This is a genomic window from Erwinia sp. AC075, from assembly GCF_979253995.1.
The window spans coordinates 5,047,587-5,069,954 of the sequence record NZ_CEEDEU010000001.1 but is presented as its reverse complement, the minus strand read 5'-3'; the positions used below and the strand labels follow the sequence as shown (position 1 = coordinate 5,069,954).

At 53.9% G+C, this 22,368-nt stretch carries 15 protein-coding genes and 2 rRNA genes; 13 read left to right on the top strand and 4 right to left on the bottom strand.

The window, feature by feature from the left end; translation table 11 throughout:
* The first annotated feature begins 21 nt into the window (after nt 1-21).
* The 8 genes from nrdF (at nt 22) to emrB (ending at nt 10,338) form a co-directional block, all read left to right on the top strand.
* Entirely contained in the window at nt 22-981 is a 960-nt protein-coding gene (gene nrdF, locus AC0IXH_RS23515; RefSeq protein ID WP_053144608.1) for a class 1b ribonucleoside-diphosphate reductase subunit beta, read from the top strand.
* A 394-nt stretch (nt 982-1,375) separates the two neighbouring features.
* Nucleotides 1,376-2,575 (top strand): glycine betaine/L-proline ABC transporter ATP-binding protein ProV, encoded by a 1,200-nt coding sequence (gene proV, locus AC0IXH_RS23510; RefSeq protein WP_013203460.1) that lies wholly within the window; start codon nt 1,376-1,378, stop codon nt 2,573-2,575.
* Nucleotides 2,568-3,806: a glycine betaine/L-proline ABC transporter permease ProW gene (gene proW, locus AC0IXH_RS23505; RefSeq protein WP_013203461.1), complete on the top strand. Its 1,239-nt coding sequence runs from the start codon at nt 2,568-2,570 to the stop codon at nt 3,804-3,806. Before proV ends, proW begins: the two co-directional genes overlap by 8 nt.
* Before the next feature lie 75 nt (nt 3,807-3,881).
* Nucleotides 3,882-4,877 carry a glycine betaine/L-proline ABC transporter substrate-binding protein ProX gene (proX, locus tag AC0IXH_RS23500; protein WP_013203462.1) on the top strand — a complete coding sequence of 332 codons (996 nt, stop codon included), beginning with the start codon at nt 3,882-3,884 and terminating at the stop codon, nt 4,875-4,877.
* 140 nt (nt 4,878-5,017) lie between these two features.
* Nucleotides 5,018-6,202, top strand: a complete 1,185-nt coding sequence (locus AC0IXH_RS23495) for an MFS transporter (RefSeq protein WP_471721096.1) — start codon at nt 5,018-5,020, stop codon at nt 6,200-6,202.
* A gap of 717 nt (nt 6,203-6,919) precedes the next feature.
* Nucleotides 6,920-7,450, top strand: a complete 531-nt coding sequence (gene mprA, locus AC0IXH_RS23490) for a transcriptional repressor MprA (protein ID WP_013203464.1) — start codon at nt 6,920-6,922, stop codon at nt 7,448-7,450.
* 162 nt (nt 7,451-7,612) lie between these two features.
* Nucleotides 7,613-8,785: a multidrug efflux MFS transporter periplasmic adaptor subunit EmrA gene (gene emrA, locus AC0IXH_RS23485; RefSeq protein WP_013203465.1), complete on the top strand. Its 1,173-nt coding sequence runs from the start codon at nt 7,613-7,615 to the stop codon at nt 8,783-8,785.
* A 17-nt stretch (nt 8,786-8,802) separates the two neighbouring features.
* A complete protein-coding gene (emrB, locus tag AC0IXH_RS23480) occupies nt 8,803-10,338 on the top strand; it encodes a multidrug efflux MFS transporter permease subunit EmrB (RefSeq protein WP_471721095.1) in 1,536 nt (511 codons plus the stop codon).
* Nucleotides 10,339-10,404: 66 nt separating this feature from the next.
* Here emrB and AC0IXH_RS23475 read toward each other — a convergent pair whose 3' ends face one another.
* A complete protein-coding gene (locus AC0IXH_RS23475) occupies nt 10,405-11,442 on the bottom strand; it encodes a tRNA/rRNA methyltransferase (RefSeq protein WP_013203467.1) in 1,038 nt (345 codons plus the stop codon).
* 277 nt (nt 11,443-11,719) lie between these two features.
* On the opposite strand from AC0IXH_RS23475, the gene trxC reads away from it, so the two are divergent.
* The 5 genes from trxC to AC0IXH_RS23450 all read left to right on the top strand — a co-directional run bounded on the left by trxC (nt 11,720) and on the right by AC0IXH_RS23450 (nt 17,523).
* Nucleotides 11,720-12,139 (top strand): thioredoxin TrxC, encoded by a 420-nt coding sequence (gene trxC / locus AC0IXH_RS23470; RefSeq protein WP_013203468.1) that lies wholly within the window; start codon nt 11,720-11,722, stop codon nt 12,137-12,139.
* A gap of 85 nt (nt 12,140-12,224) precedes the next feature.
* Nucleotides 12,225-12,932: a tRNA-uridine aminocarboxypropyltransferase gene (locus tag AC0IXH_RS23465; protein ID WP_013203469.1), complete on the top strand. Its 708-nt coding sequence runs from the start codon at nt 12,225-12,227 to the stop codon at nt 12,930-12,932.
* 92 nt (nt 12,933-13,024) lie between these two features.
* A complete protein-coding gene (locus AC0IXH_RS23460; RefSeq protein ID WP_134822593.1) occupies nt 13,025-15,676 on the top strand; it encodes a bifunctional acetate--CoA ligase family protein/GNAT family N-acetyltransferase in 2,652 nt (883 codons plus the stop codon).
* Between the two features lie 117 nt (nt 15,677-15,793).
* Nucleotides 15,794-17,149: a CDP-diacylglycerol--serine O-phosphatidyltransferase gene (pssA, locus tag AC0IXH_RS23455; protein WP_013203471.1), complete on the top strand. Its 1,356-nt coding sequence runs from the start codon at nt 15,794-15,796 to the stop codon at nt 17,147-17,149.
* Nucleotides 17,150-17,202: 53 nt separating this feature from the next.
* Entirely contained in the window at nt 17,203-17,523 is a 321-nt protein-coding gene (locus tag AC0IXH_RS23450) for a YfiM family lipoprotein (RefSeq protein ID WP_013203472.1), read from the top strand.
* On the opposite strand, the gene AC0IXH_RS23445 is transcribed toward AC0IXH_RS23450, so the two are convergent.
* The 3 genes from AC0IXH_RS23445 to AC0IXH_RS23435 all read right to left on the bottom strand — a co-directional run bounded on the left by AC0IXH_RS23445 (nt 17,520) and on the right by AC0IXH_RS23435 (nt 22,321).
* Nucleotides 17,520-18,824 (bottom strand): MFS transporter, encoded by a 1,305-nt coding sequence (locus AC0IXH_RS23445; RefSeq protein WP_206403704.1) that lies wholly within the window; start codon nt 18,822-18,824, stop codon nt 17,520-17,522. The two genes, AC0IXH_RS23450 and AC0IXH_RS23445, sit on opposite strands and share 4 nt — an antisense overlap.
* A 368-nt stretch (nt 18,825-19,192) precedes the next feature.
* Nucleotides 19,193-19,308, bottom strand: a 5S ribosomal RNA gene (rrf, locus tag AC0IXH_RS23440).
* A gap of 106 nt (nt 19,309-19,414) precedes the next feature.
* Nucleotides 19,415-22,321: ribosomal RNA gene (locus tag AC0IXH_RS23435) — 23S ribosomal RNA — on the bottom strand.
* Nucleotides 22,322-22,368: the final 47 nt, after the last annotated feature.

Here is a 22,368-nt window from a genome sequence, read left to right as displayed (position 1 = left end):
CGCGCCCCGGAAGAAAAAAATATGACCTTAAAACGTGTACACGCTATTAACTGGAACCAGATCGAAGATGATAAAGATCTGGAAGTCTGGAACCGTCTGACCTCCAACTTCTGGCTGCCAGAAAAAGTGCCGCTCTCCAATGATATTCCCGCCTGGAACAGCCTGAATGCGGATGAACAGCAACTGACCATTCGCGTATTTACCGGGCTCACCTTGCTGGACACCATTCAGAATACCGTTGGCGCACCGGCATTGATGGCGGATGCGGTCACGCCACATGAAGAAGCGGTGATGTCTAACGTCAGCTTTATGGAAGCCGTGCATGCCCGCTCATACAGCTCGATCTTCTCAACGCTCTGTCATACCACCGATGTGGATGCCGCCTATGCCTGGAGCGAGGACAATCAACCGCTTCAGCGCAAAGCAGAAATCATTCTGGAACATTACCATCATGACGACCCGCTGAAGAAGAAGATTGCCAGCGTGTTCCTGGAGTCCTTCCTGTTCTATTCCGGTTTCTATTTACCGATGTACTGGTCAAGCCGCGGCAAGCTCACCAACACCGCCGACCTGATCCGTCTGATCATCAAAGATGAGGCGGTGCACGGTTACTACATCGGCTATAAGTACCAGAAAGCGCTGGAAAAAGAGCCCCCTGCCCGTCAGGATGAGCTGCAGCAATTTGCCGTAGAGTTACTGCTGGCGCTGTATGAAAACGAACTGGCCTATACCGAAGCCTTGTACGACGGCGTGGGCTGGAGCGAAGAGGTGAAAAAATTCCTGCATTACAACGCCAACAAGGCGCTGATGAACCTCGGTTATGAAGCCCTTTTCCCGGCAGAAATGACCGACGTGAACCCGGCCATCCTCTCCGCGCTATCGCCTAATGCCGATGAGAATCACGATTTTTTCTCCGGATCGGGGTCATCCTATGTGATGGGCAAAGCGGTCGATACGGAAGACGAAGACTGGAATTTTTAACTGCCTGCCAGATGGCTGCGCCCGGCAGCCATCTTTCCTCTCATCACCCGTCATTTATTTTTTATTAATCAGTCGTTCAACAAAAATTGAATGACAGATTAATGGCAGTTTTGTGTGGCATATTTGACAACAAATCACTGTTGCTGAGGCAATAATTCGGCGCTTTACTGGATGATCCTGAGCGAAATATTCATTTATTTTCCCGCACCTCAATTCGCCGCAATCCCTTACCCCTACTGAATTTTTCGGAGATCGCTGTCTCAGTGATAATTTCGCACTGCGCCTGAAGGGTTGTCTCAGAATCTCAGTGTGCTACGGTATAGCCCGCTAATATTCAACCAGGTAAAAGAAGAAATATAAGAAATTAACCGCTAACAAGGAATTTAAATATTGCATGGCAATTAAACTAGAAGTTAAGAATTTATATAAGGTATTTGGGGAAAATCCCGATCGTGCGTTTAAGCACATCGAGAAGGGGATCAGCAAAGAAGCACTGCTCGAGAAAACAGGACTCTCTCTCGGGGTGAAAGATGCCAGTCTGGCCATTGAAGAAGGCGAGATATTCGTGATCATGGGGTTGTCCGGTTCAGGAAAATCCACCATGGTTCGCCTTCTCAATCGTCTGATAGAACCCACCAGGGGTCAGGTCATCATTGATGGCGTCGATATTGCCAAAATATCCGACAGCGCGCTGCGTGAAGTTCGCAGAAATAAAATCAGCATGGTATTCCAGTCATTCGCATTAATGCCGCATATGTCAGTTCTGAATAATGCCGCATTTGGCATGGAATTAGCTGGCGTTCCGCTGCAGGAGCGTCAGGAAAAAGCGCTTGATGCACTGCGTCAGGTGGGCCTGGATAATTATGCTCATGCTTACCCGGACGAATTATCTGGCGGTATGCGCCAGCGTGTTGGATTAGCCCGCGCTCTGGCAATTAATCCGGATATTTTATTGATGGATGAAGCCTTCTCAGCACTTGATCCGTTAATCCGTACCGAAATGCAGGATGAGCTGGTGAAACTGCAGTCGCGCCACCAGCGCACCATCGTCTTTATTTCCCATGACCTTGATGAAGCCATGCGCATTGGCGACCGAATTGCCATTATGCAGGGCGGTGAAGTCATCCAGGTGGGAACCCCGGATGAGATCCTGAATAATCCGGCGAATGACTATGTCCGCACCTTCTTCCGCGGCGTGGATATCAGCCACGTGTACAGCGCGAAAGATATTGCCCGTCGCAGCGCGGGCGCATTGATGCGTAAAGCACCCGGCTTTGGCCCTCGCTCTGCGCTTAAGCTGTTGCAGGATGCTGACCGTGAATACGGCTACATTCTTGAAAAACAACGCTTCGTTGGTGTGGTTTCCACCGACTCCCTGAAAGCCGCGCTGGCTTCCGGTGAGGGTCTGGATGGCGCCATCCTTGCAACTCCTGCCGCCGTTCCTGGCGATACCTCGCTGAGCGACTTGCTGACTCACGTGGCTCAGGCACCTTGTGCCGTGCCGATTGTCGGTGAAGACCATCAGTACATCGGGATTATCTCCAAAGGCACGTTACTACAGGCATTAGACCGCGAAGGAGCCAGCAATGAGTGAACAAACAACCGCAACCGATCCATGGGCGGCCTCGAGCACGCCTGCGACGAACGCCCCTGCAGCCACCAGCGCACCGGCGACTGACAGCACCCAGTCTGCCGCCAGCAGCAGCGATCCCTGGTCTACCGCCGCGCCTTCTGATGGTGGCACCACGTCTTCAGCCCCTGCTGACGGCGGTTCCGCAACGTCTGCCCCAACAGACGCAGCACCCACAGGCGGTGGCGATGCATGGGGAACGCCATCAGGGGGTCATGATGCTGCGGCGGCCAGCGGCAGCGACTGGTTAAACAGCACGCCGGCGCCACAAGCCGAGCACTTCAACATTCTCGACCCGTTCCACAAAACGCTGATCCCGCTGGACAGCTGGGTGACCACCGGTATCGACTGGATCGTTTCCCACTTCCGTCCGGTGTTCCAGGGCATTCGTGTGCCGGTGGATTACATCCTCAGCGCTTTCCAGCAACTGCTGCTGGGTATGCCGGCGCCGGTCGCCATAGTGATTTTTGCCCTGATTGCCTGGCAGATGTCCAGCCTTGGAATGGGTATCGCCACCCTGGTCTCACTGATTGCGATTGGGGCGATTGGTGCCTGGTCACAGGCGATGGTCACGCTGGCGTTGGTTCTCACCGCCCTGCTGTTCTGTATTCTGATCGGTTTGCCGTTAGGCATTTGGCTGGCGAGATCTGACCGCGCGGCGAAAATTATCCGGCCGCTGTTGGATGCGATGCAAACCACCCCGGCCTTCGTGTATCTGGTGCCGATTGTCATGCTGTTCGGTATCGGCAACGTGCCGGGCGTGGTGGTCACCATTATCTTTGCACTGCCGCCGATTGTTCGTCTGACCATCCTGGGGATTAAGCAGGTGCCCGCCGATCTGATTGAAGCCGGTGAATCCTTTGGTGCCAGCCCACGTCAGATGCTGTTTAAAGTGCAGCTGCCGCTGGCGATGCCCACCATTATGGCTGGCGTAAACCAGACGCTGATGCTGGCACTGTCGATGGTGGTAATCGCCTCGATGATCGCAGTCGGCGGCCTGGGCCAGATGGTTCTGCGCGGAATTGGTCGTCTGGATATGGGTCTGGCTACCGTCGGTGGCGTGGGCATCGTTATCCTCGCCATTATCCTTGACCGTCTGACGCAGTCCGTTGGCCGCGACAGCCGCAGCCGGGGCGCTCGCCGCTGGTACAACACCGGACCACTGGGCCTGTTTACCCGTCCGTTTATCAAGTAACACCTTCTGCTGCTGGTGGCGTGCCCGCCGCGCCACCGGCAGCCCAAGCTACGATAACTCAAAAAAGGATATCCCATGCGTAAGACAGCATTGTTAGCCGCCGCATTGACTACCCTGGTCGCCACTCAGGTTTCCGCCGCCGATCTGCCAGGCAAAGGCATTACCGTTAAGCCGGTTCAAAGCACCATTTCAGAAGAAACCTTCCAGACCCTGCTGGTCAGCCGTGCGCTGGAAAAACTGGGTTACACCGTTGATCAGCCAAGTGAAGTGGATTACAACGTCGCCTATACCACTATCGCTGCGGGTGACGGCACCTTTATCGCCACTAACTGGAAGCCGTTGCATGATGATATGTACAACGCAGCCGGCGGCGATAAGAAGTTCTTCCGCGAAGGCACCTATGTTCAGGGTGCCGCACAGGGTTACCTGATCGACAAGAAAACCGCCGAGAAATACCACATTACCCGTATCGACCAGTTGAAAGATCCTAAGCTGGCGAAGCTGTTCGACAGCAACGGCGATGGCAAGGCTGACCTGACGGGTTGTACGCCAGGCTGGGGCTGTGAAGCGGTGATTAACCACCAGATCAAAGCCTATGACCTGAGCAATACCGTGGTGCATAACCAGGGTAACTATTCGGCGATGATTGCCGATACCATCACCCGCTTCAAAGAAGGTAAACCGATCCTGTATTACACCTGGACGCCTTATTGGGTGAGCGATGTGCTGGTTCCGGGCCGCGATACCGTCTGGCTGCAGGTACCCTTCTCTTCTATGCCTGGCGCACAGAAAGATGTGGATACCAAGCTGCCGAACGGCGCGAACTACGGTTTCCCGGTCAACACCATGCATATCGTCGCCAACAAAGCCTGGGCTGAGAAAAACCCGGCAGCGGCGAAATTGTTCTCAGAGATGAAGCTGCCTATTGCGGATATCAATGCACAGAACTCCCGTATGCATCAGGGCCAGTCTTCTGAAGCCGACATTAACGCGCACGTTGATGGCTGGATCAAAGGTCACCAGGCACAGTTTGATGGTTGGGTGAAAGACGCGATGTCTGCAGCGAAATAAACTGCATTCTTCGCGGTAGAAAGGGGTGGCGCTGGCGTCGCCCCTTTTTCGTACTGGTTTGTCCTGTTAATTAATCTGTGAGTGAAATAGTAATTTGAGTTACCATTGCCCCTCAGATTTTTACTACCATACTGAGCGCGATGAAATCCCCGCAAGCTGGTCTTACTCCCTCTCTGGTTGCCCTGATGTCCGTGGCAACAGGTCTGTCGGTTGCCTGTAACTATTATGTACAGCCCTTGCTGGAGACCGTCGCCCGCACGTTTCATCTTTCCGTTAATCAAGCCGGCTTTATCGTTACCACCGCCCAACTTGGCTATGCCGCCGGACTCCTGCTGTTGGTGCCGCTGGGAGATATGCTGGAACGCCGTGGCCTGATTGTCATCATGAGCCTGCTGGCGGCGGGAGGAATGGTGATCACCGCCCTTTCTCCAACACTTCCCTTAATGTTACTGGGCACCGTGCTCACCGGACTCTTCTCGGTTGTGGCGCAGATTCTGGTGCCCTTAGCCGCCACCCTGGCCGCGCCGGAAAAACGCGGCAAGGTGGTTGGCACGGTGATGAGCGGCTTGCTGCTGGGGATCCTGTTAGCCAGAACCGTCGCCGGTGGCCTTGCCCAACTCGGAGGATGGCGCACGGTGTATTGGGTCGCCAGCGTCCTTATGGTGCTGATGGCCCTGGCCTTATGGCGCTTTTTACCGCGCTTCAAGCAATCGGTTCCGTTGAACTACGTACAGTTGCTCAACTCTATTTTCAGCCTGTATGCGCATTCCCCTCTGTTAAGAACCCGCGCCATAACCGGCTGCCTCGCCTTCGCCAACTTCAGCGTGTTGTGGACATCGATGGCCTTCCTGCTGGCTTCCCCGCCTTATGGTTATTCTGAAGGGACCATCGGGTTACTGGGTTTGGTGGGTGCAGCGGGCGCACTGGCGGCAAGACAAGCCGGCACGCTGGCCGACAAAGGCAAAGCCCGCTTAACCACCACCGTCGGGCTGGCGATTATGCTGTGTTCCTGGGGGATCACCGCGCTGGGAAGTCACTCATTGATTGCATTAATCATTGGTATCATCCTGCTGGATTTAGCGGTGCAGGCCGTTCACATTACAAATCAGAGTGTTATCTACCGGCAGATGCCCGAGGCACGCAACCGCTTAACCGCCGGATATATGACCAGTTACTTTATCGGCGGTGCCGTGGGCTCGCTGGTTTCCGCGACGGCGTTTCAACATGCTGGCTGGTATGGCGTTTGTAGTGCCGGTGCTTTGTTAACTTTGCTTAATATTTTAAGCTGGTGGCGCGGCGCACATAATGAGCAGGCTACTTCTTAGCCTGCAAATAGTAAATTGCGTAAATTTCAGGGTGACTGCCCTGTTATGCGTTTACACACTCTGGTATGGTTAGTCTGCACTTATACAGGTTAGTTATTTTTTCGTATGAAACTATTAAGTCACAGGCAGGAAGACGTTCAGAATGTCCCGACAATTTGCCCCGCTCGCTGCACGTGATCTTCTTCTATTGTGTGTTGCTCGCAGCAACCAGCCTGTTTGTTTTAACCACATTATTGCGTCCCGGTGCTTTGCGTTGAGCGGTGGTGTCGATCCCCACAGCAGAGTAAAGGACCCGGCAAGAATACGACCATCTTGTTACTGAGTGTGCGGGTTGGAGCGTCGCTGTTTGATTCGCTCTTTGCGGTATTACCGCACGCCAATAAATCAACTCCGCCGTGACGGTGGGGGATTACCGGTCTGCAACTGAGCAGAGCCCGAGTCGCGCCAATCAGCAGAGTGCTGTTAACTGGCGTTCTCGGGCTTCTTCAGATTGATGACCGTTTTGAGCTTACCCTCAGGGGCTTAGGCTTATCAGGTATTACCTTTTATAACACCAGCAGTATCGCCCTTTTTGATGCTGCTGAGCGCCCTGGGTTATGGAGTGACCTGGAAATTACTGATGGTGTCCACTGGCATGTGAACAACCCCTGCCGACAGGATTGATGTTTTGACTTATCACCATCGATACGATACCAGTTGCAACTTATGAGGTCCCAGATGGAAAGTTCGTTTTCTCCCATTGAACAGATGCTAAATTTCCGCGCTAACCGCCAGAAAGATTTCCCTTTGCAGGAAATCATGTTGACGCGTCTGTGCATGCACATGCAGAGCAAACTGCTGGAAAACCGCAACAAAATGCTCAAGGCTCAGGGAATTAACGAGACGTTGTTTATGGCATTGATTACCCTTGATGCGCAGGAAAATCACAGCATTCAGCCTTCAGAACTTAGCGCTGCGCTGGGATCATCCCGCACCAACGCGACTCGCATTGCCGATGAACTGGAAAAACGCGGCTGGATTGAACGCCGTGAAAGCGATAGCGATCGCCGTTGCCTGCACCTGCACCTGACCGATAAAGGGAATGAGTTCCTGCGTCAGTTGCTGCCACCTCAGCATAAATGTCTGCAGCTGTTGTGGTCTTCACTGAATCCTTCAGAAAAATCTCAGCTCGAAGGGATCACCCGTAAGCTATTGACCCGACTGGATCAAATGGACGAAGAGGAAGTGGTCACCGCCCTTTCCAGATAACCTTTCCTTCAATAGCATATTGTGCGACAACCTGCCTGCCAGTAACCGCTATTTTAGACCGCAAATTTTTGATTTATGCCAGCGCTAACCCGCTGGCATTTTAGAATCCGGGCATGACTCATTTGAGCCATGCCCGGTTGGCATGGATAAGTGGAGAAGACCATGAGTGCAAATGCGGAGATCCAAAACCCGCAACCGCCGGCTAAAAAGAAGAAAACACGTAAAATAGCGTTACTTTTTCTTGCTGTGCTGTTCATTGTTATCGGGGTGGCTTACCTGGTGTACTGGTTTATGGTGTTGCGCCATTATCAGGATACCGATGATGCGTATGTTGCAGGCAACCAGGCGCAGGTGATGGCGCAGGTTTCAGGTAGCGTCAATAAGGTGTGGTTCGACAATACCGACTATGTCAAAAAAGGCGATGTGCTGGTCACGCTGGATAAAACCGATGCTCAACAGGCATTTGAAAAAGCGCAGACCGCTCTGGCGACAACGGTTCGTCAGACTCACCAGCTAATCATTAATGGTAAGCAGTATCAGGCTACCATCGATCTGCAAAAGACCGCGCTGGAACAGGCTCAGTCAGATTTAAAACGTCGCGAGCCTTTAGGGGCTGCGAACCTGATTGGTCGTGAAGACCTGCAACATGCGCGTGATGCCGTCGCCACCGCGAAAGCTCAGCTGGATGTTGCCACGCAGCAATACAATGCAAATCAGGCAATGATCCTCAACACGTCGCTGGAAAATCAGCCGGCGGTGAAACAGAGCGCGGCTGAACTGCGTGATGCCTGGCTGGCATTAGCACGTACCGAAGTGGTCAGTCCGGTTGATGGCTATGTTTCCCGCCGTAGCGTGCAGGTTGGTTCGCAAATCTCCTCCACCACGCCGCTGTTAGCCATCGTTCCGGCCAACAATTTGTGGGTCGATGCCAACTTCAAAGAGACTCAGTTAGCCGGCGTTCGCATCGGTCAGTCTGCCACCGTTGTCAGCGACATTTATGGTGACGACGTGGTTTATCACGGCAAAGTGGTCGGTCTGGACATGGGTACCGGTAGCGCCTTCTCGCTGCTGCCAGCACAGAACGCCACCGGCAACTGGATCAAAGTGGTTCAGCGTCTGCCGGTGCGTATTGAGCTGGATCCGAAGGAAGTCGCCCAGCATCCACTGCGTATAGGTCTGTCTACGCTGGTGACGGTCGATACCACCAATACCGATGGCGGCGTGCTGGCCACCAGCGTGCGCTCTGCGCCAGCTTATGAAACCAATGCGCTGGCTCTGGATCTGGCGCCTGCGGACAAGATGATTGCTGAAATCATCCGCGCCAATGCAGGTTAAGCAAGCGGGAGGCTGTTATGGCACAAAAACCGCTTGAGGGTACTCAGCTTGTTCTGATGACCATCGCGCTGTCGCTGGCCACGTTTATGCAGGTGTTGGACTCCACCATCGCCAACGTGGCTATCCCGACCATCGCCGGTAACCTGGGCGCTTCAAACTCTCAGGGCACCTGGGTTATCACGTCGTTTGGGGTGGCTAACGCCATCTCCATCCCGATTACCGGCTGGCTGGCCAAGCGCGTAGGCGAAGTGAAGCTGTTCCTGTGGTCCACGGCGGCGTTTGCCGTGGCTTCCTGGCTGTGCGGCATGTCCGACAGCCTGACCATGCTGATCTTCTTCCGCGTGGTTCAGGGTGTGGTCGCAGGCCCGCTGATCCCGCTTTCACAGAGTTTGCTGCTCAACAACTATCCGCCAGCGAAGCGAAGCGTCGCCCTGTCGTTATGGGCGATGACGGTGATTGTGGCGCCCATTTGCGGGCCGATCCTCGGTGGCTGGATCAGTGATAACTATCACTGGGGTTGGATCTTCTTTATCAACGTGCCGATTGGCGTGGTGGTAGTGATGCTGACGCTGCAAACCTTGCGAAACCGGGAAACGGAGACCGTGATCAGGCCGATAGATACCGTCGGGCTGGTGTTGCTGGTCGTTGGCATAGGCTGCCTGCAGGTGATGTTGGACCGGGGTAAAGAGCTGGACTGGTTCAGCTCACCAGAAATAGTTGTGTTGACGGTGGTGGCGGTCATCGCTTTGCTTGTCCTGTTGGTGTGGGAGCTGACGGATGACCATCCGATTGTGGATTTATCGCTGTTCAAATCGCGAAACTTCACCATTGGCTGCCTGTCGATCAGTCTGGCCTATATGCTCTATTTCGGCTCGATTGTCCTGTTGCCGCAGTTGCTACAGGAAGTCTATGGCTACACGGCAACCTGGGCGGGGCTGGCTTCGGCACCGGTGGGAATATTGCCGGTGATCCTGTCGCCGATCATCGGCCGGTTCGCGCATAAGCTGGATATGCGAAAACTGGTGACCTTCAGCTTCATCATGTATGCCGTCTGCTTCTACTGGCGAGCGTATACGTTTGAACCGGGAATGGATTTTGGCGCCTCGGCGTGGCCGCAATTTATTCAGGGCTTTGCGGTGGCCTGCTTCTTTATGCCACTGACCACCATCACCCTTTCCGGGCTTCCTCCCGATCGGATGGCGGCGGCCTCAAGCCTGTCGAACTTTACGCGAACCCTGGCGGGCTCCATCGGCACCTCGATCACCACAACCATGTGGACCGATCGGGAATCGATGCACCACAGCTACCTTAGCGAGTCAGTGAACGCTTACAACGTTATCTCGCAGGAGATGTATACCAAGCTGGAGCAACTGGGAATGACCCACGATCAGGCCTCGGCCTGGATTGCCCAACAGATCACCAATCAGGGGCTGATTATCTCCGCCAATGAGATCTTCTGGGCGTCGGCGGCGGTGTTCCTGTTCCTGCTGGTATTGATCTGGTTCGCCCGTCCGCCATTTGGTGCTGGCGGTGGCGGCAGTGGCGCACACTGACGATTGCTGAGTTTCAGCCAAAAAAAACGGGCCCTTGCGGGGCCCGTTTTTCTTTAGAGCAACAGCTTAAGCGTTCTGACGCCACCATTCTGCCAGCAGAATGCCGGTCGCTACCGAAACGTTAAGACTCTCAACGTTGCCGGTGCCGCCGATAGAGACGCTCAGATCGCCCTGTTGCCAGGTGCTGTCTGACAGACCATCACGTTCCTGTCCCAGAACCAGTACCGTTTTCGCTGGCAGTTCAGCCTGCGCTAACGGGGTTCCTTTATGACTTGACGTGGTGACGATGGTATAGCCCGCCTTACGGAATGCATTCAACCCTTCAGCAAAGCTTTCGCCGCTGATGGCCTGAACATGCTCTGCTCCACCTTCTGCCGTGCGCACTGCGGCACCGGACTCCAGTAAAGAAGCATCATCCACCAGCAACCCTTTCGCACCAAAGTGCGCACAGCTGCGCATCATGCCGCCCAGGTTGTGTGGATTACCAATCTGCTCTAAAGCAACAACACAATCTTTCTCGCCCGCGTTGGAAAGCCATTCGCTGACTGGCATTCCGACACGTTTTTTGATCAAGAAGCAGACGCCACCGTGGTGCTCTGTGCCGGACGCTTTGACCAGTTCGGCCTCGTCCACCACATGATAAGCCTTACGGTTAGCCGCCATCCATTTCAGCGCCTCGCGGAAACGCGGGGTCACTTCCTGGACAAACCAGGCACGCACGATGCAGTCAGGACGGCTCTGGAACAGGGCCTGGCAGGCGTTTTCGCCATACACACGCGTCTCTTCCAAACGTTGACGGCGGATCTGCTCCGGGTCGATATAGCTTTTTCCGCTGATGCCACCGTGATCCGGTTTGCTGTCATCAATTGCAGACGGAGCGCGTGAAACCGTACGCCATGGTGAATCACCCGGTGCTACGTCGCGATCGCGCCCGCCACGCGGTTTGCTGTCTGTGTTACTACGTGAAGAAGGACGACGACTGCCATCCTGACGAGGTCCACCTTTACCCGTGCGGGGATTTTGCCCGCCCTTGCTACTCTCGTCATCACCGCGGACATACATCACTTTGACTTTGCCGCTTTTACCTTTAAATTCGTCGTTCATTTTCCCTCCACCTGGCTGAGCGCGAAGCGCGCAGAGTACCTGATGTGGCGGCGCTTAGCTATCAACTTCCACTAAAACCGCGTTGCACGCGTTATCCGGGCAGAGAGCGCGCTTCTCCCGGGTTGAAGATGCTGAAAATTCTGTCAGCCACAGCCTATTATACCCATTGAACAAACCACTTTGTTGGCTGAGACTCTCTCAACCATAATTATCGTCACTTTTACTCAGGAATGCGGTAAGTGAATGCTTACCCCCTACTCATCACCGAGGTGAATCAATGAATACGGTTTGTGCTTCATGCCAGGCGACGAATCGCGTTCCGCCAGAGCGTATCACTGATGGCGCGAAATGCGGCCGCTGCGGCAGCGAATTATTTACCGGTGAAGTGGTTAACGCCACTGCCGCCACGCTGGATAAATATCTGCAGGATGAACTGCCTGTGGTGATCGACTTCTGGGCGCCGTGGTGTGGCCCTTGCGTCAACTTCGCCCCGGTTTATGAAAACGTCGCTGACGAACGTAACGGTAAAGTGCGCTTTATTAAGGTGAACACCGAAGCGGAGCCTGAGCTTAGCGCCCGTTTCCGTATCCGCAGTATTCCTACCATTATGGTGTATAAGCAGGGCAAGATGGTCGATATGCTCAATGGCGCAATGCCGAAGACGCAATTCGATGAATGGCTGAACGAAAACATCTGATCTTCCCTCCGTGGTCAGGCTTGCCTGGCCACTACTGCTTAACCGCCAATCCCGTTAGAATGACGTTTTCCTCAGATTAACGCTCATGACTGAAAACGCTGTCCTGCGCCTGCGCGCCGAACGCCTTGCTCGCGCCACTCGCCCCTTCCTGGCACGCGGAAACCGTACCATTCGTTGCCAACGCTGCCTGCTGCCGAGGAAAAACTGCCTGTGCGCAACGATGGCGCCGCAGCAAGCCCGCAGCCGTTTCTGTCTGGTGATGTTTGATACAGAACCAATGAAGCCAAGCAATACCGGTCGCTTAATTGCTGATATACTGCCGGACACGCAAGCCTTTGGTTGGTCACGCATCGATCCCGATCCGGCACTGCTGGCGGCGGTGCAAAATCCCGATGTTCAGCCGGTAGTCGTTTTCCCCGAGTCCTATGCCGATGCCGGGCGTCCGGTGATGAACATCCCGCCGATGACAGGCAAACCGCCCCTCTTTATCATGCTCGATGGCACCTGGACTGAAGCCCGTAAGATGTTCCGTAAAAGCCCCTGGCTGGATACCTTCCCGGTGATGTCGTTGACGCTGACCAGACCGTCGAACTATCAGTTGCGTGAAGTGCATGGCGAAGGTCAGCACTGTACCGCGGAAGTGGCGGCTGAGCTGCTGCTTCAGGCAGGTGATACTGCGGCCGGTGAAGCGCTGTTCCGCCATTTCGACCTGTTCCGCCATCGCTATTTAGCCGGCAAACCGCATCACCCACTTCATCAAAATGCGGCTTCGCACGAGGAAGTTATTCCCTGATCGCTTTATCCTTAACGCTGTTTTCCGGCTGAGTGCGGCAGACTGGCCAGAAAGCGTTAGAATCAGGATGAATCTTTTCGAAGGGAGGGGAAATGAGCCAACGCGGATTAGAAGCGCTGTTAAGACCTAAATCGATTGCGGTGATTGGTGCCTCTTCACGACCGGATCGCGCTGGGTATCTGATGATGCGTAACCTGCTGGCGGGCGGTTTTAACGGCCCAATCCTGCCGGTCAACCCGAAATACCAGGCCGTTTGTGGCGTGCTCACCTGGCCTGATATCGCCAGCCTGCCCTTATCACCCGATCTTGCTGTCCTCTGTACCCATGCCAGCCGCAACCTCGACTTGCTGAAAGCGCTGGGTGAGCGCGGCTGTAAAGCCTGCATCATTCTTTCGGCGCCCGCCAGTCAGCTTGATGCGCTAAAGCAGTGTGCCAGCGAGTGGCAAATTCGTCTGCTTGGCCCCAACAGTCTTGGCCTGCTGGCTCCCTGGCAGGGCTTAAACGCCAGCTTCTCCCCTGTCCCGATTCAACAGGGAAAACTCGCCTTTATCTCTCAGTCTGCCGCAGTTTCTAATACTATCCTGGATTGGGCTCAGCAACGGCAACTCGGATTTTCCTGGTTTATTGCACTTGGCGACAGCCTGGATATTGATGCCGACGACCTGCTGGATTTCCTCGCCAGAGATGGCAAAACCAGCGCGATCCTGCTCTATCTGGAGCATCTCAGCGACGCCCGGCGCTTTGTTTCTGCGGCGCGCAGTGCTTCAAGGAATAAACCGATTCTGGTGATCAAAAGCGGTCGCAGTCAGCAGGCACAACAATTACTGAAAACCCATGCCGGCCTTGATGCCGCCTGGGATGCCGCTATCCAGCGCGCGGGTTTGTTGCGGGTACAGGACACCCATGAGCTGTTCTCAGCGGTAGAAACGCTTAGCCATATGCGCCCGTTGCGCGGCGAGCGGTTGATGATCGTCAGTAATGGCGCGGCCCCCGCGGCACTTGCGCTTGATGCGCTGGATGCCAGAAACGGCAAGCTGGCACAATTAAGTGAGGAACTGCTCACTGACCTGCAAAGCCTGCTGCCTGATGAGATCAGCGCAGGTAATCCGCTGGATTTAAAGGATGATGCCACACCGGATCGCTATCTTCAGGTGGTCTCGCGCTTGCTGGATAGCCAGGACATTGACGCGCTGATGATTATTCACGCTCCCAGCGCTGTCGCACCCGCCACGCTGACTGCACAAAGGCTGATTGAAACCATCCTTAAACATCCCCGCGCCAAACAGATTTCTCTGTTGACCAACTGGTGCGGAGAGTTCTCTTCACTGGATGCGCGCCGGTTGTTCAGTGATGCCGGTATCCCAACCTACCGCACGCCTGAAGGGACGGTCACCGCCTTTATGCATATGGTGGAGTACCGTCGCAACCAGAAGCAGTTGCGTGAAACGCCGGCTCTGCCGCCGAACCTGACGGCGAATACCGCTGAGGCTCATCATTTGATCCGCCAGGCGCTGGAAGATGGCGCCATTACGCTCGACACGCATGAAGTTCAGGCCATTTTACGCGCCTATGGGCTCAATACATTGCCAACCTGGATTGCTAGCGACAGTGCCGAAGCGGTGCACATCGCCGGTCAGATTGGCTATCCCGTTGCGCTGAAACTGCGGTCGCCGGACATTCCCCATAAGTCGGAGGTTCAGGGTGTGATGCTGTATCTGCGCACCGCCAGCGAAGTTGAGCAGGCAGCAGAAGCCATTATCGATCGCGTCAAACTGGCCTTGCCGCAGGCAAATATTCATGGGCTTTTAGTGCAAAGCATGGCCAACCGTGCCGGAGCCCAGGAGTTAAGAATTGTGGTAGAACAGGACCCGGTGTTTGGACCGATGATCATGCTGGGAGAAGGTGGCATTGAGTGGCAAGCCGACAAACAGGCGGTGGTTGCTTTACCGCCGCTGAATATGACGCTGGCGCGCTATCTGGTTATTCAGGCCATCAAGAGCGGTAAAATCCGCAGCCGCAGCGCGCTCCAGCCGCTGGATATTGCCGGCATCAGCCAGGTGCTCGTGCAGGTTTCCAACCTGATCGTTGATTGCCCTGAGATCGTGCGGCTGGACATTCATCCTCTACTGGCGTCGGGGTCTGAATTCTCACTGCTGGATGTCACCATGCAACTGGCTGATTTTGTCGGCGATCCCGAAGCGCGTCTGGCTATTCGCCCTTATCCTCATGCGCTTGAAGAATGGGTTGAGATGAAAAATGGCGAGAGCTGCCTGTTCCGCCCGATCCTGCCTGAAGATGAGCCGTTGTTACGCCAGTTCATTAGCCGGGTGACGAAGGAAGATCTTTATTATCGCTATTTCAGTGAGATCAATGAGTTCACTCATGACGATTTGGCTAACATGACGCAGATCGACTACGATCGAGAGATGGCCTTTGTTGCTGTCCGTCAGCAAAATGGCAGTGATGAGATCATTGGTGTGACGCGTGCTATTTCCGATGCCGATAACATCGATGCGGAGTTTTCCGTGCTGGTACGTTCCGATCTTAAAGGGCTGGGCCTGGGTCGGCGGCTGCTGGAGAAAATGATTATCTATACCCGTCAACATGGGTTACAGCAGTTAAACGGTATTACCATGCCGGGCAATCAGGGGATGATTACGCTGGCACGCAAACTGGGATTTAGGGTTGATGTGCAGATTGAAGACGGCATTGTGGCCCTTTCGCTGCCTTTTTCGCCACCCTGATAATGTCTGGAAACGTAAAACTAAAACCATCGGGCCCGACTAATGGTAATATTCGCGGTTAGGGTGATGATTTTATGGCAAAAGGCCATTCTATGAACAGAGAAGATACGCACTGTGATGTTGTCTAAATTCAAACGTAATAAACACCAACAGCACCTTGCGCAACTGCCAAAACTGTCTCAGTCGGCTGCTGACTTCACGACGCTGTATTCAGCGGCTGATTTCCGTAAGACTTTGCTTGAGAAAATCGCCGGTGCGAAACATCGTATCTGTATTGTGGCGCTTTATCTGGAAAACGATGACGGTGGTCGCAGCATTCTCAACGCGCTGTATGAAGCCAAACGCCTTCGCCCTGAGCTGGATGTCCGTGTCCTTGTGGACTGGCACCGCGCACAGCGTGGTCGTATTGGCGCAGCGCGTACGGCAACCAATGCCGACTGGTATTGTGAGTTGGCAGATGCTCACCCTGACATTCACATCACCGTTTATGGCGTGCCGGTAAATACCCGTGAAGCCTTAGGCGTGCTGCATCTGAAAGGGTCGATCATCGATGATACCCTTTTTTACACCGGTGCCAGCCTCAATGACGTCTACTTGCATCAGCATGATAAATACCGTTATGACCGCTATCAGCTGATTACCAATCCCACGCTGGCTAACACCATGTTCGACTGGATAGAAACCAACCTTATCCAGGCTGAAGCGGTGCATCGTCTCGATCAGCATGAGCGGCCAAAAAGTCCGGAAATCAAAAATGAAACTCGTCAGTTCCGCCAGGATCTGCGCGGGTTTGATTATGAGTTCGAAGGCGATGCCAATAATGAACAGTTGGCAGTGACTCCGTTAGTTGGGCTGGGCAAACGCAGCCTGCTCAACAAAACCATCTTCCACCTGATGCCTTGTGCTGAGCAAAAGCTGACGCTCTGTACTCCGTACTTCAATATGCCCGCCATCCTGGTGCGCAACATTATCTGGTTACTGCGTCAGGGCCGCGAAGTTGAGATCATCGTCGGGGATAAAACGGCGAATGACTTCTACATCCCTGAAGATCAGCCGTTCAAGATTATCGGTGCCCTGCCTTACCTGTATGAGATCAACCTGCGCCGCTTCCTGAGCCGTTTGCAATATTACGTCACTAACGGCCAGTTGACGGTTCGCCTGTGGAAAGACGGCGAGAACAGCTACCATCTTAAAGGCATGTGGGTAGATGACGAATGGCTGCTTATTACCGGGAATAACCTGAATCCGCGCGCATGGCGTCTCGATCTGGAAAATGCCGTCCTCATCCACGATCCACTCCAGCAGCTGGTTGAGCAAAGCCGCCACGAGCTGGCGCTGATCCGTCAAAACACCACCGTGGTTGAACACTTCCGCGATCTGGAAAGCATTGCCGATTACCCGCTTAAAGTGCGTAAGCTGATCCGCCGTCTGCGCCGTATCCGTATCGACAGGCTGATTAGCCGCATTCTGTAAGTTCGCTTAAATCAGGCCCTGTCAGTGACGGGGCTTTTTTTTAAGGAGAAGTAATGCGCAAACTCGTGTTGCTGATGGTTCTCTGTTGCACCGGTTGTACCCATATGGCCAACGACAGCTGGACCGGCAAGGATAAAGCGGAGCATTTTGTTTCCTCTGCGGTACTGTCGGCGGCGGGAAGTGCTTATGGCGATAAACAACACTGGAGCGAAGGCCGAAGCGCCAGCTTTGGCTTGATGTTTGCGCTCAGTTTGGGCGCGGCGAAAGAGTTGTACGACAGTCGGGAGGGAGGTTCTGGCTGGAGCTGGAAAGATTTCAGTTGGGATGTAGCCGGTGCTGCCACCGGCTACACGTTATGGAGTCTTGCCCGTTAAAGCTTGATGCCATTCCCTCTTCGGTGCAGCATCAGCGACACCAGGAATGCAACGGCCCCCATCGCCGAGACATACCAGAAGAAGCTGGTCTCGCTGCCCGCCGCCTTCAGCGACAACGCCACATATTCTGCTGAACCGCCAAACAAAGCGTTGGCTACCGCGTAAGACAGTCCCACACCTAACGCGCGTACCTCCGGTGGAAACATCTCTGCCTTCAGGATCCCACTGATCGACGTGTAGAAGCTGGTGATCAGCAGTGAGATCATGACCAGTCCAAATGCCCCCCACGGACTGCTGATGTTTTGCAGCAATGTCAGCACCGGCACGGTACATATCGCCGCCAGCCCACCAAAGATCAGCATTGAGCTCCGGCGTCCAATTTTATCTGACAACGCTCCAATCAACGGCTGAATCAGCATAAAAATGAACAGTGCAGCGGTCATCAGCATACTGGCCGTTCGCGCATCCATACCCGACGTGTTTACCAGATACTTCTGCATATAGGTGGTAAAGGTATAGAAGCTTAGCGAGCCGCCCGCCGTAAAACCAAGCACCATAATAAACGCGCGACGGTGTTTCCACAGACCTCTCAACGATCCGGCATCTTTATGCTGACGGGTTTTCTGATCGGATGTTTCATTCAGGGAACGGCGCAGATAGAGTGCAACGACGGCCAGCACGGCTCCGATTGCGAACGGTATTCTCCAGCCCCATGCACGAAGTTCTTCATCACTCAGGATCTGCTGCAACACCACCACGGTTAGCAGTGCCATCAATTGCCCACCAATCAGGGTGACATACTGGAATGAAGCATAGAATCCCTTCTTCCCTTCTACAGCGACTTCACTCATATAGGTTGCGCTGGTGCCGTACTCGCCGCCTACAGACAGCCCCTGGAACAAACGCGCTAACAGTAGTAAAGCCGGCGCCCAGACACCGATGGTGTCGTAACCCGGTAAACAGGCAATCACCAGCGATCCGAAACACATCATGCAGACCGAAATCAGCATTGATTTCTTACGACCGTGCTTGTCGCCAATGTAGCCAAACAGCCAGCCACCGATGGGTCGCATCAGAAAGCCAGCGGCAAAGACGCCTGCGGTCTGTAACAGCTGAGTTGTTGGGTTTCCTGACGGGAAAAAGACGTGAGCAAAATAGAGAGAACAGAATGAATAGACATAAAAATCAAACCATTCGACCAGATTCCCTGATGATGCACCAACAATTGCCCAGATACGTTGGCGCGTGGAGAGCGCATCGGCCGTAGCCTCAGGCTGCCGTTCTGACGTGGCATCTGCCATAGAATTAACCTCTTTTATTATTCCTTGCTAATAATTAGCGATAGAAGTGAAACAACAACCGGTAGTAAACCTTACCGGCAAGATGTTAATGAATTGTTTTAAGTATTAACGTTACAGAACTGTGAAGCAGGTCGGATTATAGAGTAAGTGTTTAAGATCGCCATAAATGAAGGGCGTGGTGCGTCAGCACGGCGTTTTAGTTTTCTGGTTTTGGGGTGCTTCAGGATTTCAGTGGTGGGTTTTGGCCGTTATCAGGCGGGCCTGGGGAGTCCGGGAGCCGTTTTGAGGCGGGTCTGGCGTGGATTTTTGCTTTTTACGCACACAAAAAAGCCCCATGCTTTCGCATGAGGCTTGTCTGCTTGTTTGATGCCTGGCAGTTCCCTACTCTCGCATGGGGAGACCCCACACTACCATCGGCGCTACGGCGTTTCACTTCTGAGTTCGGCATGGGGTCAGGTGGGACCACCGCGCTAAAGCCGCCAGGCAAATTCTGTTATTCACGCCGCCATAGGGCCGCGCAAATTTATCCGGTTCAAGCTGAAAATATTGTTCGTGTCTCTCAGACACCACCAGAACGCTTCTGGTGTTGTAAGGTTAAGCCTCACGGGTCATTAGTACCGGTTAGCTCAACGCATCGCTGCGCTTACACACCCGGCCTATCAACGTCGTAGTCTTCAACGTCCCTTCAGGGGCCTTAAAGGCCCAGGGAAGATTCATCTCGAGGCAAGTTTCGCGCTTAGATGCTTTCAGCGCTTATCTTTTCCGCACTTAGCTACCGGGCAATGCCATTGGCATGACAACCCGAACACCAGTGGTGCGTTCACTCCGGTCCTCTCGTACTAGGAGCAACCCCTCTCAATCTTCCAGCGCCCACGGCAGATAGGGACCGAACTGTCTCACGACGTTCTAAACCCAGCTCGCGTACCACTTTAAACGGCGAACAGCCGTACCCTTGGGACCTACTTCAGCCCCAGGATGTGATGAGCCGACATCGAGGTGCCAAACACCGCCGTCGATATGAACTCTTGGGCGGTATCAGCCTGTTATCCCCGGAGTACCTTTTATCCGTTGAGCGATGGCCCTTCCATTCAGAACCACCGGATCACTATGACCTGCTTTCGCACCTGCTCGAGCCGTCACTCTCGCAGTCAAGCTAGCTTATGCCATTGCACTAACCTCACGATGTCCGACCGTGATTAGCTAACCTTCGTGCTCCTCCGTTACTCTTTAGGAGGAGACCGCCCCAGTCAAACTACCCACCAGACACTGTCCCCACGCCGGATTACGGCGCCAGGTTAGAACATCAAACGTTAAAGGGTGGTATTTCAAGGTTGGCTCCACGCAGACTGGCGTCCACGCTTCAAAGCCTCCCACCTATCCTACACATCAAGGTTCAATATTCAGTGTCAAGCTATAGTAAAGGTTCACGGGGTCTTTCCGTCTTGCCGCGGGTACACTGCATCTTCACAGCGAGTTCAATTTCACTGAGTCTCGGGTGGAGACAGCCTGGCCATCATTACGCCATTCGTGCAGGTCGGAACTTACCCGACAAGGAATTTCGCTACCTTAGGACCGTTATAGTTACGGCCGCCGTTTACCGGGGCTTCGATCAAGAGCTTCTCCTTGCGGATAACCCCATCAATTAACCTTCCGGCACCGGGCAGGCGTCACACCGTATACGTCCACTTTCGTGTTTGCACAGTGCTGTGTTTTTAATAAACAGTTGCAGCCAGCTGGTATCTTCGACTGGCTTCAGCTCCGGGAGCAAGTCCCTTCACCTACGCGCCAGCGTGCCTTCTCCCGAAGTTACGGCACCATTTTGCCTAGTTCCTTCACCCGAGTTCTCTCAAGCGCCTTGGTATTCTCTACCTGACCACCTGTGTCGGTTTGGGGTACGATTCCGTGTTACCTGATGCTTAGAGGCTTTTCCTGGAAGCAGGGCATTTGTTACTTCAGCACCGTAGTGCCTCGTCATCACACCTCAGCGTTAAAAGAGTCCGGATTTACCTAAACTCTCCGCCTACATGCTTAAACCGGGACAACCGTCGCCCGGCTAACATAGCCTTCTCCGTCCCCCCTTCGCAGTAACACCGAGTACAGGAATATTAACCTGTTTCCCATCGACTACGCCTTTCGGCCTCGCCTTAGGGGTCGACTCACCCTGCCCCGATTAACGTTGGACAGGAACCCTTGGTCTTCCGGCGAGCGGGCTTTTCACCCGCTTTATCGTTACTTATGTCAGCATTCGCACTTCTGATACCTCCAGCAGACCTCACAGTCCACCTTCGACGGCTTACAGAACGCTCCCCTACCCAACAACGCATAAGCGTCGCTGCCGCAGCTTCGGTGCATGGTTTAGCCCCGTTACATCTTCCGCGCAGGCCGACTCGACCAGTGAGCTATTACGCTTTCTTTAAATGATGGCTGCTTCTAAGCCAACATCCTGGCTGTCTGTGCCTTCCCACATCGTTTCCCACTTAACCATGACTTTGGGACCTTAGCTGGCGGTCTGGGTTGTTTCCCTCTTCACGACGGACGTTAGCACCCGCCGTGTGTCTCCCGTGATAACATTCTTCGGTATTCGCAGTTTGCATCGGGTTGGTAAGCCGGGATGGCCCCCTAGCCGAAACAGTGCTCTACCCCCGAAGATGAGTTCACGAGGCGCTACCTAAATAGCTTTCGGGGAGAACCAGCTATCTCCCGGTTTGATTGGCCTTTCACCCCCAGCCACAAGTCATCCGCTAATTTTTCAACATTAGTCGGTTCGGTCCTCCAGTTAGTGTTACCCAACCTTCAACCTGCCCATGGCTAGATCACCGGGTTTCGGGTCTATACCCTGCAACTTAACGCCCAGTTAAGACTCGGTTTCCCTTCGGCTCCCCTATACGGTTAACCTTGCTACAGAATATAAGTCGCTGACCCATTATACAAAAGGTACGCAGTCACACCACGAAGGTGCTCCCACTGCTTGTACGTACACGGTTTCAGGTTCTGTTTCACTCCCCTCGCCGGGGTTCTTTTCGCCTTTCCCTCACGGTACTGGTTCACTATCGGTCAGTCAGGAGTATTTAGCCTTGGAGGATGGTCCCCCCATATTCAGACAGGATGTCACGTGTCCCGCCCTACTCATCGAACTCACAGCAAGTGCATTTTTGTGTACGGGAGTATCACCCTGTACCCTGCGACTTTCCAGACGCTTCCACTAATGCACAAACTGATTCAGGTTCTGGGCTGTTCCCCGTTCGCTCGCCGCTACTGGGGGAATCTCGGTTGATTTCTTTTCCTCTGGGTACTTAGATGTTTCAGTTCCCCAGGTTCGCCTTGCAACACTATGTATTCATGTTGCAATGATGCACCAAAGTGCACCGGGTTTCCCCATTCGGGTATCGTCGGTTATTACGGTTCATATCACCTTACCGACGCTTATCGCAGATTAGCACGCCCTTCATCGCCTCTGACTGCCTAGGCATCCACCGTGTACGCTTAGTCACTTAACCTCACAACCCACAAGCGTCCCGAAAGACACATTGCTGTTGTAAGCATT